The organism is Aeromicrobium sp. CFBP 8757 (genome assembly GCF_014841755.1).
GTDB lineage: Bacteria > Actinomycetota > Actinomycetes > Propionibacteriales > Nocardioidaceae > Aeromicrobium.
The window spans coordinates 1,330,821-1,344,092 of record NZ_JACYUM010000001.1 but is presented as its reverse complement, the minus strand read 5'-3'; the positions used below and the strand labels follow the sequence as shown (position 1 = coordinate 1,344,092).

The following is a 13,272-nucleotide window of genomic DNA, read 5'->3' as shown; positions in this document are numbered from 1 at the left end:
CCGTTCGTCGTCGTGTCGGGGTCTACTCGACCTCGACGTCGTCGGTGAGCTCCCCGAGGTCGCCGGTGCCGGTGCCGGTGGCCCTGTTGACCAGCAGCGTGAGGGCCCACAGCGCCACACCGATCAGCATCAGGACGCCTGCGATCTCGTACACCGCGCCGTCGCGGTCGACCCACGGGCCGGCCAGGAAGAGGCACAGGACGGCCGCGACGGCCGGCAGGGGGCCGGGGGAGCGGAACGACGTCTTCGCGTCGGGGTCGCGGCGACGGCGCAGGACGACGCACGCGATGTTGACGACCGCGAACACGCACAGCAGCAGCAGCGACGTGACGTTCGACAGGTTGGCCACGACGTTGCTGTCGGGATCGCGCGTCACGTAGAAGATCAGGCCGAGCGCCATGAGCGTCGAGAACAGGATCGCGGCCCACGGCGTGCGACGCCCGGGCAGCACGGCTCCGAGCTGCTTGGGCAGCACGCGCTGGCGCGACATGCCGTACAGCAGGCGGCTGGCCATCAGCATGTTGATGAGCGCCGTGTTGGCGACCGCGAACACCGCGAGGAACGGGAACACCTTGTCGATCGGGAAGTCGGGTGCACCCTTCGAGACGACCTCGAGCAGCGCGCGCCCCTCGGAGTCGGCGATCGTCTTGAGCTCGGGTGCCGTCAGCACGCTGACGACCGAGACGGCGACGAGCATGTACATGATGACCGCGATGCCGAGGCCCGTCAGCATCGTGCGGGGGAAGATCTTCTCGGGCTCCTCGACCTCCTCGACCATGTTGACGGCGTCCTCGAAGCCCACCATCGCGAAGAACGCGATCGACGTCGCCGCCGTGACGGCCAGGAACATGCCCCGGTCGCCGTAGTCGCTGAACTGCACGAGCTCGGACATGTCGGCGTCACCGCGGCCGATGACGTAGAAGCCGACGCCGATCACGATCGTCAGGGCCGCGACCTCGACGAGCGTCAGGACGACGTTGAACTTGACGCTCTCGCCGACGCCGCGCAGGTTGATCAGCGCCAGCAGGACCATGAAGCCCATCGCGATGGCCGTGATGGCACCGGGCGTCAGCGCGCTGTCGATCCAGCCGTTGATCTCCAGGCCGCCCGAGAAGTTGTCGGCGAGCGTCTTGGCGGACGTCGAGGCGCTCGTGATGCCCGAGCAGACCACGGCGAACGCGACCAGGAACGTGATGAAGTGCACACCGAACGCCTTGTGGGCGTACAGGGCGGCACCCGCGGCCTGCGGGTACTTCGTGACCAGCTCGAGGTACGACAGCGCCGTCATCGTGGCGACGACGAACGCCAGGAGGAACGGCAGCCAGACGATGCCTCCCACCTGCCCCGCCATCTGCCCCGTGACGGCGTAGATCCCGGCTCCCAGGATGTCGCCGACGATGAACAGCAGGAGGAGCTTGGGCCCCATGACCCGTTTCAGCTCGGTCGGTCGCTCGGCATTCGCGGTGTCGGTCGTCATGCAGCCCCCATCGAAAGTGCGTGCCTGTGGGCATCGCTTTCGTGACACCCTCTACCGGCTGGCGCGAACCTGCAAGCGTGACGTGTAGTTTCTTCACGTGATCGACGTCAAGGGAAGAGTGCGCCGTTGGGTCGGTCGGATGCTCGTCAAACGCATCCAGAAGAACGGCATCGACCTCAGCGCGCTGTCGTTCATCCCCGAGCAGACCAAGATCCCTCTGCAGCGCGACGGCATGGACGCCCTGCCCGAGATCGCGCGGTGGCGCGCGACCGAGCCGATGCACAAGCTCGAGCTGCCGTTCACGTTCACGGCCTACCTCGTGACGGGCCACGACGAGGCGCGCACGATCCTGACCGATCGCGACAGCTACAGCAACGACATCCGGCACCTGTTCCACGGTGACGGACCGGCGACGGCCGACGACATCGGCGGGCTCGGCTTCACCGACCCGCCGCTGCACACCCGCCTGCGCAAGATCGTCACGCCGGAGTTCACGATGCGCCGCCTCGCGCGTCTCGAGCCCATGATCAGCGACTTCGTCGACGCGCAGCTCGATGCGCTCGAGGCCGCCGGCCAGGGGGCCGACCTGTGCACCGCGGTCGCATTCCCGATCCCGTTCCAGACCATCTGTGCGCTGCTGGGGCTCGACTACGCCGACAGCCAGGCTTTCGCCAAGCTCGGCAGCGACCGCTTCGACGCCACGAACGGCGGCGCGGCGGCCTTCGGCGCGGTGTCCGACCAGCGCAAGTTCCTGTTCGAGGCCGTCGCCCGTCAGCGCAAGGAGCCCGGCCCGGGCCTGCTCGGCCAGATCATCCGCGACGAGGGCGACACGATCAGCGACTTCGACCTCGCGGGCCTGGCCGACGGCATCTTCACGGGCGGCTTCGAGACCACGGCCGGCATGATCGCGCTCGGCACGATCGTCCTGCTGCGCGACCCGGCCTACGCCGAGCTCGTCCGCAGCGGCTCGCCCGAGGACGTCGACCGGGTCGTCGAGGAGCTGCTGCGCTACCTGTCGGTCGTCCAGGTCGCCTTCCCGCGCTTCGCCAAGCACGACATGGAGCTGTTCGGCCAGAAGATCAAGGCCGGCGACGTCATCCTCGCCTCGCTCAACGGCGCCAACCGCGACCCGGACGTCGCCGGCGACCGTCCCGACGAGTTCGACCCCGCGCGCGTCCCGTCGTCCGGGCACCTCGCGTTCGGGCACGGCATCCACCGCTGCATCGGCGCCGAGCTGGCCCGCATGGAGCTGCGGATCGCGCTGCCGAAGCTGTTCCAGCGCTTCCCGGACCTGGCGCTCGCCCGCCCGCAGGAGGAGCTGACGTTCCGCCAGCTGTCGTTCGTGTTCGGCGTCGACGAGCTCCCCGTCACCTTCTGACCGTGCCCGCCCCCCGGCCCGATGCCCGCACCGTCGAGCACATCGAGGCGTGGTTCGACGACCACGGCCTGCCGTACTTCACGGGCGACCGCGCCGACACCGTCGAGGGGTGGCTGTCGAGCAAGCGCATCGTCGCCGTCATCGTCCTGATCGTGGGCGTCTCGGTCGCGGCGGGTCTCCTGGTCGGCGCGGCCTGGGCCGACCGCGGCTCGCTCGGCACGGCCGTCGGCCTGCTGGTCTTCCTGGCGCTGCTGGGCCTGTTCGCGGGTCGTCTGCTGCGGATGGGCACGATGATGCGGTGGGCCGTGCGGCGCACGTTCAGCTCGCTGGGGCTGATGTTCCCGCTGCTGACCCGCGCGCTGCCGCTGCTGCTGCTCGCCGTGACGTTCCTGTTCATCAACGCCGAGGTCTGGCAGGTCGCGGCGCTGATGCCGCGCCACGTGCTGTGGATCGCGGTCGGCTTCTTCGCGGTCATCGCCGCGGTGTTCCTGCTCGTCCGGCTGCCGGAGGAGGTGCGCGAGGTCGAGCGCGAGGTCGTCGGGCCGCGCGTCGTCGAGTGCTGCGCGGGCACGCCGGCCGAGGAGGCGTCGCGCCTCGTGGCCGCGGTTCCGCCCGACCTGCCCCGGTTCGCGCGGGCCAACCTCGTCCTGGTGCTGCTGTTCAACCAGGCGGTCCAGGTGCTGCTGCTGAGCCTCGGCCTGTTCGCGTTCTTCGTCGTGTTCGGCTCGCTGACGATCCCCGACTCGACGGTCGAGGCCTGGACGGGGGAGCCCGTCACCCGGCTGCCGTCGTCGCTCGGGCGGTTGATCCCCGTCACCAACGACCTGTGGCAGGTCTCGGTGTTCCTCTCGGCGTTCGCGGGCCTCTACTTCACGGTCTACGCCGTGACCGACGAGACCTACCGGTCGCAGTTCTTCGCCGGCGTCTCGACCGAGCTCGAGCAGGCCGTGGCGGTCAACGCGGTGTACGTGTCGCTGACCCGCGAGTCGTCCTAGACGGGGGTGCCGGGCGTCGCGTCGATCGGCTCGTCCGAGGCGCACTGCTCGAGCGTGATGATCTTGTTGCGGGCGAAGCTCTCGGAGCTGCGCGCGGCCTCGGGGTAGTTCTCCGGGGCGAGGTTCGCGTAGTACTCGACGGCATCGAGCAGGGCGTCGGCCTCGGGCTCCTCGTTGACCTTCGCGTAGACCTTCGCCGGCACCTTGGCCTTGGCGAAGTGCTCGACGGTCCCGGCGTAGTCCTCGCGGTTGAACTCGTCGATGCCGGCCCGCACCTCGGTGCAGGTGGCGTCCATCGCCTCGGCGGCCGAGAGCCGGGGCGTGCCGCCGTCGGACGAGTCGGACCCACCGCTGCAGGCCGCCGGCGCGACGGCGAGCACGACGGCGAGCGCGACCGGGCCGATGAGCTTCATGCCACCACGGTAGGCGCTGGGCGTCGATCCGCTACTCGAGACGAGCGCCGGCGCAGTGGGGCAGAATGCGGGCACGAGACGTCTCGTCCTCGCCGCCGCGGCGGTGGCCGCGTGCGTCGGGGCGGGGGTGCAGATCGCCTCGGACGACGACCGGGCCGGTGTCCGGCAGGAGGCCCGGGCGGTGCCGTTCCCGCGCTCCACCACGCCGTTGCCCGTGCCCGAGGTCACGATCGAGCAGGGGCCGTGGCGGGACGAGCCGCCGTTCGCCTCCCCGTCGACCGCGCCCCGGCTGCCCGAGGGGTTCACGGCTCGGTGCACCGGCAGCACCTCGCCGTGCGCCGTGACGAAGAGGTCGGGGGCGGACTAGAACACCTGTTCGAATCAACGTATCCTGCGGGGGTGAACTCCAACGGCTCGATCGACGGACGACCGCTCGCCGCCGCCGACCCGTACGCGATCGAGGTGCCGCAGCCCCCGCCGGTCTACCACGTCTGGGTCAACCTCTCGAACCTCACGACGCAGGTCGCGCAGGAGTACCCGGGGCTCGTCCTGGGTTGGCGGCGCACGTCCGACGGCTACGAGGCGCAGGTCGTCTACGTCGTCCCGAGCCGCACGCAGCGGCACAGCGACGCCTCGCAGATCGCGTGGCTGCCGGCCAGCAAGCTCAAGCCTCGGCAGTGACGCCGGCTCGTGCGGTCAGTCGGCGGTGCGCGTCGATCGCCTCGTGAGGTGCCGGCCCACGACCCCGGCCACGAGCATCGAGGCGCCCCAGACGAGGGCGGCGCCGACCAGCTGGGGCCTGCTCGCGACGATCAGGGTCGGCAGCGGCCCGCCGCTGGCGACGTAGCCGTAGCCGACGTCGAGACTCTCGACACCACACGCGACGATCAGCCACACCCCGATCGCGGCCATGGCGACCGCCATCGAGAGCACGGCCCGGACGGGCCGCAGGCGCTCGGCCTGCACCAACGACCACAGCGACAGGGCGAGCACGGCGAGGACGATGGCGAGCAGCACGGCACCAGTGTGGCGCAGCGGGCGGTCAGGGAGGTGCGTCCGGGGCGAGCCCGGCCAGCGAGCGCAGGGCGCGCAGACCCTCGGGCGAGCCGGGCCAGTGCCGGTCGAGCGCCTGCGGCCCGGCCCGGCGCGTCACCGACCGCAGCACCAGGATCACGACCAGGACGTCGTCGGCGTACCCCACGACGGGGATCACGTCCGGCACGAGGTCAATCGGCATCGCCAGGTACAGCCCCAGCAGGACGACGCGCAGCCGCACACCGCGGGGGAGCGAGCCGTCCGCCGACAGGCGGCGCAGCAGACGCACGAGGTCGGGCATCAGGCGCAGCGCGTCGCGCAGCCGCACGGGGTCGTCGTGGCGTCGTCCGACCACGTAGAGCACCGCGACCAGCGCCGCCCACGTCACGACGGTCGCTGCCGCCAGGGCCAGCAGCACCTGCCCCCACACGCTCACGGGACCGCCGTCACCACCCGCGGGCGCGCCACTCCGCGAGGTGCGGACGCTCGACGCCCAGCGTCGTGTCGTGCCCGTGACCCGGGTAGACGCGGGTGTCGTCGGGGTAGGCGCCGAAGATCTTGGTCTCGACCTCGTCGACCAGCGTCGCGAAGTCCTCGGGCGACCAGGTCTTGCCGACGCCGCCGGGGAACAGCGAGTCGCCCGTGAAGAGGTGCACGATGCCGTCGGGGTCGTCGTACGCCAGGGCGATCGAGCCGGGGGTGTGACCGACGATCTCGACGACCTCGAGCTCGCACGACCCGACCCGCACGCGCGCTCCGGTCTGCACGCGGACGTCGACGGGCACGGGCAGCTCGTCGGCGTCGCGCTCGCCGGCGACGGTCTCGGCGCCGGTGCGCTCGACGACGGTCTCGAGCGCCTGCCAGTGGTCGCCGTGGCGGTGGGTCGTGACGACACGGGCCAGGCCGTCGCCGCCGACCAGCTCGAGCAGACGGTCGGCCTCGTTGGCGGCGTCGACCAGCACCTGCTCGCCGGTCAGCGTGCACCGCAGCAGGTACGCGTTGTTGTTCATCTCGCCGACGGCGACCTTGGTGATCTGCAGGTCGCCCGCGGACTGCACGTCGGCGGGACCGCCGACCTCGACTTCTCCGGTGTAGGTCATGGGTCACAGCCTGCCAGAGCACGCGGCGCCGCGCGGTCACCGCAACCGGGGGACGTGTGAGAAGCCCGACCCGCTCCGCGGAAAGAAACTGTCGGAGGCCGTCGTTACCATGACGGAGGGCAGAACTCTGCCCTGCATCCACAACTTTTCAGGGGAGCCAGTGACCGATCGCCTCGTCATCCGCGGCGCACGCGAGCACAACCTTAAGGACGTCTCGCTCGACCTTCCGCGCGACTCGCTGATCGTCTTCACGGGCCTGTCGGGCTCGGGCAAGTCGTCGCTCGCGTTCGACACGATCTTCGCCGAGGGCCAGCGCCGCTACGTCGAGTCGCTGTCGGCGTACGCGCGACAGTTCCTCGGGCAGATGGACAAGCCCGACGTCGACTTCATCGAGGGGCTGTCGCCGGCGGTCTCGATCGACCAGAAGTCCACGAGCCGCAACCCGCGCTCGACGGTCGGCACGATCACCGAGGTGTACGACTACCTGCGTCTGCTCTACGCCCGCGCCGGGCGCGCGCACTGCCCGACGTGCGGCGAGCCGATCGCCCGCCAGACCCCGCAGCAGATCGTCGACCGCATCATGGCCGGCGACGAGGGCACGCGCTTCCAGGTGCTCGCGCCGGTCATCCGCGGCCGCAAGGGCGAGTACCTCGAGCTGTTCCGCCAGCTGCAGACGCAGGGCTTCAGCCGCACCGTCGTCGACGGCGAGGTGCACATGCTGGCCGACGAGCCGCCCAAGCTCGCCAAGCAGAAGAAGCACACGATCGACGTCGTCGTCGACCGCCTGCAGGTCAAGGCCAGCTCGCAGCAGCGGCTCACCGAGTCGATCGAGACCGCGCTCAACCTCGCCGACGGCCTCGTGATCATCGACTACGTCGACCTCGACGAGGACGACGAGAACCGCACGCGTCGCTTCTCCGAGAAGCTCGCGTGTCCCAACGACCACCCGCTCGAGGTCGACGAGCTCGAGCCGCGCTCGTTCTCGTTCAACGCCCCCTTCGGCGCGTGCCCCGAGTGCCACGGCCTCGGCACGCGCATGGAGGTCGACCCCGAGCTCGTCGTCCCCGACGACGCGAAGTCGCTCAACGACGGCGCGGTCGTCCCGTGGGCGTCCGCGCACGTGGCCGACTACTACTCTCGCCTGGTCGGGGCGCTGGCCGACGAGCTCGGCTTCAGCGCCGACACCCCGTGGGGCGATCTGTCGCGCGAGGTGCAGGACGCGATCCTGCACGGCCACTCGACCAAGGTGCACGTCCGCTACAAGAACCGCTACGGCCGCGTCCGCTCGTACTACACCGAGTTCGAGGGCGCGATCACCTACATCGAGCGCCGTCACGCCGAGACCGAGTCCGAGACGAGCAAGGAGCGGCTCGAGGGCTTCATGCGCGAGGTCCCGTGCCGCGTCTGCAACGGCACCCGGCTGCGGCCCGTCATCCTCGCGGTGACCCTCAACTCCACCGAGCACGGCCCGAAGAACATCGCCGAGGTGTCGGCGATGTCGATCCGCGAGGCGAGCGACTACCTCGCGACCCTCGAGATGAGCGATCGCGAGCGGCAGATCGGCGAGCGGGTGCTCAAGGAGATCAACGAGCGCCTGCGGTTCCTGCTCGACGTCGGCCTGCACTACCTGGCGCTCGACCGCGCCGCCGGCTCCCTGTCCGGCGGCGAGGCACAGCGCATCCGTCTCGCGACGCAGATCGGCGCGGGTCTGGTCGGGGTGCTCTACGTCCTCGACGAGCCGTCGATCGGCCTGCACCAGCGCGACAACCAGCGCCTCATCGAGACTCTCGTGCGCCTGCGCGACCTCGGCAACACGCTGATCGTCGTCGAGCACGACGAGGACACGATCCGCGCCGCCGACTGGGCCGTCGACATCGGCCCCGGTGCCGGCGAGCACGGCGGTCAGGTCATCGTCTCGGGCCCCGTCGACGAGCTCTACGCCAGCGAGCACTCGCTGACCGGCCAGTACCTGTCGGGCCGCAAGTCGATCCCCGTGCCCGAGAAGCGTCGCAAGAAGGTCAAGGGCCGCGAGCTCAAGGTGCTCGGCGCCAAGGAGAACAACCTGCGCGGCATCGACGTGGCCTTCCCGCTCGGCATGTTCGTCGCGGTCACGGGTGTCTCCGGCTCGGGCAAGTCGAGCCTGGTCAACGACATCCTCTACACGCAGCTGGCGCGCTCGATCTACGGTGCGCGCACGATCCCCGGGCGCCACCGCACCATCACGGGTCTCGACGAGGTCGACAAGGTCATCCACGTCGACCAGTCGCCGATCGGCCGCACGCCGCGGTCGAACCCGGCCACCTACACGGGCGTCTTCGACCACGTGCGCAAGCTGTTCGCACAGACGCCCGAGGCCAAGATGCGCGGCTACCTGCAGGGGCGCTTCTCGTTCAACGTCAAGGGCGGACGCTGCGAGGCGTGCTCCGGCGACGGCACGATCAAGATCGAGATGAACTTCCTGCCCGACGTCTACGTGCCGTGCGAGGTCTGCCACGGCGCGCGCTACAACCGCGAGACGCTCGAGGTGCACTACAAGGGCAAGTCGATCGCCGACGTCCTCGACATGCCGATCGAGGAGGCCGTCGAGTTCTTCGAGGCCATCCCCGTGATCGCCCGGCACCTGCGCACCCTCGTCGAGGTCGGTCTGGGCTACGTCCGCCTGGGCCAGCCCGCCACGACGCTGTCGGGCGGCGAGTCGCAGCGCGTCAAGCTCTCGGCCGAGCTGCAGAAGCGGTCGACCGGACGCACCGTCTACGTGCTCGACGAGCCCACCACGGGCCTGCACTTCGAGGACATCCGCAAGCTGCTGCTCGTCCTGCAGCGCATCGTCGACACCGGCAACTCGGTCATCGTCATCGAGCACAACCTCGACGTCATCAAGACCGCCGACTGGGTCATCGACATGGGCCCCGAGGGCGGCAGCGGCGGCGGCATGCTCGTGGCGCAGGGCACGCCCGAGCAGGTCGCCGAGGTCGAGGCGAGCTACACCGGCTCGTTCCTCAAGCCGCTGCTCGCCGAGGCCCGGTCCGCGACGCCCGCGCTCGCAGGCTCGTAGGCCGGATCGGTGGCAGATCCGACGACGTACCGTCCGGCTCCGGGGGAGATCCCCACGGAGCCGGGCGTCTACAAGTTCCGCGACGCCGAACGACGCGTGGTCTACGTCGGCAAGGCCAAGTCGCTGCGTCCCCGGCTCAGCTCGTACTTCCAGGACATCTCCAACCTGCACCCCCGCACGCAGCAGATGGTGCGCACCGCGAGCTCGGTCGAGTGGACGGTCGTCAGCACCGAGGTCGAGGCCCTGGCGCTGGAGTACTCCTGGATCAAGGAGTTCGACCCGCGCTTCAACGTCAAGTACCGCGACGACAAGTCGTACCCGTGGCTGGCCGTGACCGTCGGCGAGGAGTTCCCGCGGGTCACCGTCATGCGAGGGGCGCAGCGCAAGGGCGTCCGCTACTTCGGCCCCTACGGCCACGCGTGGGCCATCCGCGACACCGTCGACACGCTGCTGCGGGTGTTCCCGATGCGCTCGTGCTCGGCGGGTGTGTTCCGGCGGTCGAAGGCGATCGGGCGCCCGTGCCTGCTCGGCGACATCGGCAAGTGCGCCGCCCCGTGCGTCGGGCGGGTCAGCCCCGACCAGCACCGCGCGATCGTCAACGACTTCCTGGCGTTCATGGGCGGCCAGACGTCCGGGTTCACCAAGCGCATCGAGACCAAGATGCTCGAGGCGTCCGGACGCGAGGAGTACGAGCTCGCGGCCAAGCTCCGCGACGACCTCGGCGCCCTGCGACGCGTGCTCGAGAAGCAGACCGTCGTCCTCGGCGACGGCACCGACGCCGACGTCCTGGGCTTCGTCGACGACCCGCTCGAGATCGCGGTGCAGATCTTCTCCGTGCGCGGCGGACGCATCCGCGGCCAGCGCGGCTGGGTCGCCGAGAAGGCCGACGAGGCCGAGTTCCCCGAGCTCGTGCAGCGCGCCCTCATGACGCTCTACCAGGACGCCACCGCGTCCGCCGTGCCGCGCGAGGTGCTGGTGCCGGCGATGCCGGCCGACTCCGCGACCGTCACGGCCCTGCTCAGCGAGCGGCGCGAGGGGCCCGTCACGATCCGCGTCCCGCAGCGCGGCGACAAGCGCGCCCTGATGCAGACCGTCGAGCAGAACGCCAAGCAGTCGCTCATGCGCCACAAGATGAAGCGGTCGTCCGACCTGACGGCCCGCAGCCTCGCGCTCGAGGAGATCCAGGCGGCGCTCGACCTGCAGACCGCCCCGCTGCGCATCGAGTGCTACGACATCTCCAACCTCGGCGCCACCGAGACCGTCGCGTCGATGGTCGTCTTCGAGGACGGGCTGCCCCGCAAGTCCGAGTACCGCCGGTTCACGATCCGCAACGAGGGGCAGAGCGACGTCGCGGCGATGCACGAGGTCATCACGCGCCGCTTCACCGCGCTGCTCAAGGCACGCGAGGAGCTCGGTGTCGACGGTTCTGGCGAGGACGGGCGCGGCATCGATCCCGAGACCGGCAAGCCCAAGCGCTTCGCGTACACCCCGGCCCTGGTCGTCGTCGACGGCGGACCGCCGCAGGTCGCCGCGGCCCATGCCGCGATGCAGGCGCTCGACGTCACCGACGTCGCCCTGGTCGGTCTGGCCAAGCGCCTCGAGGAGGTGTGGCTGCCCGATGACGACGACCCGGTCATCCTGCCCCGCGACAGCGAGGGCCTGTACCTGCTGCAGAACCTGCGCGACGAGGCGCACCGCTTCGCGATCGCCCACCACCGCGGGCGTCGCAGCAAGTCGATGATCGAGAGCGTGCTCGATCCCGTGGCCGGTCTGGGCCCGACGCGGCGCAAGGCGCTGCTGAAGTCGTTCGGATCGGTCAAGAAGCTGCGGGCGGCCACCGCCGAGGAGATCGCCACGGTACCCGGCATCGGCGCGGCTACGGCACAATCCATCGTGGAGGCGCTCGCGACCGGCGACGCCGCACCGGCCGTCAACACCGCGACCGGCGAGATCTTGGAGGACTAGATGTCCCAGCTCAGGCAGTTCGTCATCGTGACGGGCATGACCGGTGCCGGACGCGGGACGGCCGCGAAGGTCCTCGAGAAGCTCGGCTACTACGTCATCGACAACATCCCGCCCGAGCTGCTGTCGGGTGCCGTCCAGACCATCAGCGCCTCCGACGACATCGACAAGCTCGCCGTCGTGGTCGACGCCCGGTCGCGCGAGTTCTTCGGGGGACTGGTCGAGGCGCTCGAGTCGCTGCGCGACGTCGGCGTGATGTCGCGCATCCTCTACCTCGAGGCGTCCGACGAGGTGCTGGTGCGCCGGCAGGAGGCGGCCCGCAGGCCGCACCCGCTCAGCCGCGAAGGACGTCTGATGGACGGCTTCGACCGCGAGCGCGAGCTCCTGCGCCGCATCCGCGGGCGCGCCGACATCGTCGTCGACACCACGACCCTCAACGTCCACCAGCTGGGCCAGCGCGTCAACGCGGCCTTCGAGGACGCCGACTCGGGCCTGCGCGCGTCCGTCATGTCGTTCGGCTTCAAGTACGGCATCCCGATCGACGCCGACATGGTCGCCGACCTGCGGTTCCTGCCCAACCCGTTCTGGGTCGACGACCTGCGGCCCCTCAGCGGGCTCGACCAGCCCGTCAGCGAGTACGTGCTCGGTCAGCCGCGGGCCGAGGAGTTCCTCGAGCAGTACGAGAAGCTCGTCGCGCTGCTCACGGGCGGCTACCTCAACGAGGACAAGCACTTCCTGACGATCGCGATCGGCTGCACGGGCGGACGCCACCGCAGCGTCGCGATGTCCGAGGCGTTCGCCGACCGTCTGCGTGCCCGCGGCGTCCGCACCCTGGTCGTCCACCGCGACCTGGGGCGGGAGTGATCGCGCGCCCCGCCCGCCCCGAGAGGCCCGAACGCTTCGACGGCGACCTGCGGGTCGTCTCGCTCGGGGGAGGGCACGGTCTCGCGGCGAGCCTGTCGGCGCTGCGCCGGTTGACGACCGAGCTGACCGGGGTCGTCACGGTCGCCGACAACGGCGGCTCGTCAGGACGTCTGCGCCAGGAGCTCGGCGGCCTGCCGCCCGGTGACCTGCGCATGGCGCTGGCGGCGCTGTGCGGCGACGACGAGTGGGGACGCACGTGGGCGGGCATCCTGCAGCACCGCTTCTCCAGCGACGGCCCGCTCGACGGTCACGCGGTCGGCAACCTGCTGATCGCCGCGATCTGGGACCAGCTGGGCGACCAGGTCGCCGGGCTCGACCTGGTCGGCGACCTCCTCGGCGCCCAGGGACGCGTGCTGCCGATGGCCGACGTTCCGCTCGACATCGAGGCCGACGTGCACCTGCGGTCGGCGCCCGACCGGTTGACGGTCGTCCGCGGCCAGGTCGAGGTCGCGTCGACCGACGGCCAGGTCATCTCGGTGCGGCTCGACCCCAGCGACCCGCCGGCGTGCCCCGAGGCCGTGCGGGCCGTCGAGTCGGCCGACTGGGTCGTCGTCGGCCCGGGGTCGTGGTTCACGAGCATCATGCCGACGCTGCTGGTGCCGGGGCTGCGCGACGTCCTCATCTCGACGCCGGCCAAGCGGGCGCTCGTGCTCAACCTGACCGAGCAGCACGGCGAGACCGAGGGGCTCAGCCCCACCGACCACCTCGACGTCCTGGCGGCCCACGCACCCGAGCTGCGACTCGACGCCGTCATCGCCGACACGAGCCTGGTCGACGACCGCGGAACCCTCGAGGCGACGGCCCGCGCACTCGGCGCGCGGCTGTTCGTCTCCGACCTGGCGACGGGCCCCGACTCCGACCAGCACGACCCCGCACGTCTCGCGGCCGCATTCGGCCACGTCATGCGACAGGCGTAGGGTGTCCACGATCCGT

General features: G+C 70.6%; 13 protein-coding genes. 8 read left to right on the top strand and 5 right to left on the bottom strand.

Annotation, left to right across the window (positions count from 1 at the left end):
• Window positions 1-22 precede the first annotated feature (22 nt).
• Window positions 23-1,477, bottom strand: coding sequence for an APC family permease (locus tag IFT73_RS06660; RefSeq protein WP_192166881.1), 1,455 nt, complete (start codon window positions 1,475-1,477; stop codon window positions 23-25).
• Window positions 1,478-1,616: 139 nt separating this feature from the next.
• On the opposite strand from IFT73_RS06660, the gene IFT73_RS06655 reads away from it, so the two are divergent.
• Both IFT73_RS06655 and IFT73_RS06650 read left to right on the top strand, forming a co-directional pair.
• Entirely contained in the window at window positions 1,617-2,855 is a 1,239-nt protein-coding gene (locus IFT73_RS06655) for a cytochrome P450 (RefSeq protein ID WP_192166880.1), read from the top strand.
• A gap of 2 nt (window positions 2,856-2,857) precedes the next feature.
• The gene (locus tag IFT73_RS06650; RefSeq protein ID WP_056609027.1) at window positions 2,858-3,850 is read left to right on the top strand and encodes a hypothetical protein; all 993 of its coding nucleotides are present in this window, start codon (window positions 2,858-2,860) and stop codon (window positions 3,848-3,850) included.
• Here the strand turns inward: IFT73_RS06650 and IFT73_RS06645 are convergent.
• Window positions 3,847-4,263, bottom strand: a complete 417-nt coding sequence (locus IFT73_RS06645; RefSeq protein WP_192166879.1) for a hypothetical protein — start codon at window positions 4,261-4,263, stop codon at window positions 3,847-3,849. The two genes, IFT73_RS06650 and IFT73_RS06645, sit on opposite strands and share 4 nt — an antisense overlap.
• 55 nt (window positions 4,264-4,318) lie before the next feature.
• Between IFT73_RS06645 and IFT73_RS06640 the strand changes: the two genes are divergently transcribed.
• Together IFT73_RS06640 and IFT73_RS06635 are read left to right on the top strand one after the other, a co-directional pair.
• Window positions 4,319-4,630, top strand: coding sequence for a hypothetical protein (locus IFT73_RS06640; RefSeq protein WP_192166878.1), 312 nt, complete (start codon window positions 4,319-4,321; stop codon window positions 4,628-4,630).
• Between the two features lie 32 nt (window positions 4,631-4,662).
• Window positions 4,663-4,944: a hypothetical protein gene (locus IFT73_RS06635; RefSeq protein WP_192166877.1), complete on the top strand. Its 282-nt coding sequence runs from the start codon at window positions 4,663-4,665 to the stop codon at window positions 4,942-4,944.
• 15 nt (window positions 4,945-4,959) lie between these two features.
• Here IFT73_RS06635 and IFT73_RS06630 read toward each other — a convergent pair whose 3' ends face one another.
• Genes IFT73_RS06630 through IFT73_RS06620 form a run of 3 tightly spaced genes read right to left on the bottom strand, consistent with a single transcriptional unit; the run spans window position 4,960 to window position 6,398 of the window.
• On the bottom strand, window positions 4,960-5,280 hold the full coding sequence (locus tag IFT73_RS06630; protein ID WP_192166876.1) for a hypothetical protein: 321 nt from the start codon (window positions 5,278-5,280) through the stop codon (window positions 4,960-4,962).
• Window positions 5,281-5,305: 25 nt separating this feature from the next.
• A complete protein-coding gene (locus tag IFT73_RS06625) occupies window positions 5,306-5,734 on the bottom strand; it encodes a YkvA family protein (protein WP_371811179.1) in 429 nt (142 codons plus the stop codon).
• 10 nt (window positions 5,735-5,744) lie between these two features.
• A complete protein-coding gene (locus tag IFT73_RS06620; RefSeq protein WP_192166875.1) occupies window positions 5,745-6,398 on the bottom strand; it encodes an MBL fold metallo-hydrolase in 654 nt (217 codons plus the stop codon).
• 160 nt (window positions 6,399-6,558) lie between these two features.
• Here IFT73_RS06620 and uvrA point away from each other — a divergent pair, with 160 nt between their 5' ends.
• Genes uvrA through yvcK form a run of 4 tightly spaced genes read left to right on the top strand, consistent with a single transcriptional unit; the run spans window position 6,559 to window position 13,256 of the window.
• Window positions 6,559-9,453, top strand: coding sequence for an excinuclease ABC subunit UvrA (gene uvrA, locus IFT73_RS06615; RefSeq protein ID WP_192166874.1), 2,895 nt, complete (start codon window positions 6,559-6,561; stop codon window positions 9,451-9,453).
• A 9-nt stretch (window positions 9,454-9,462) separates the two neighbouring features.
• Window positions 9,463-11,418: an excinuclease ABC subunit UvrC gene (uvrC, locus tag IFT73_RS06610; RefSeq protein WP_192166873.1), complete on the top strand. Its 1,956-nt coding sequence runs from the start codon at window positions 9,463-9,465 to the stop codon at window positions 11,416-11,418.
• On the top strand, window positions 11,419-12,279 hold the full coding sequence (gene rapZ / locus IFT73_RS06605) for an RNase adapter RapZ (protein WP_192166872.1): 861 nt from the start codon (window positions 11,419-11,421) through the stop codon (window positions 12,277-12,279). It begins immediately after the preceding gene.
• On the top strand, window positions 12,276-13,256 hold the full coding sequence (gene yvcK, locus IFT73_RS06600; RefSeq protein WP_371811178.1) for a uridine diphosphate-N-acetylglucosamine-binding protein YvcK: 981 nt from the start codon (window positions 12,276-12,278) through the stop codon (window positions 13,254-13,256). Before rapZ ends, yvcK begins: the two co-directional genes overlap by 4 nt.
• Window positions 13,257-13,272: the final 16 nt, after the last annotated feature.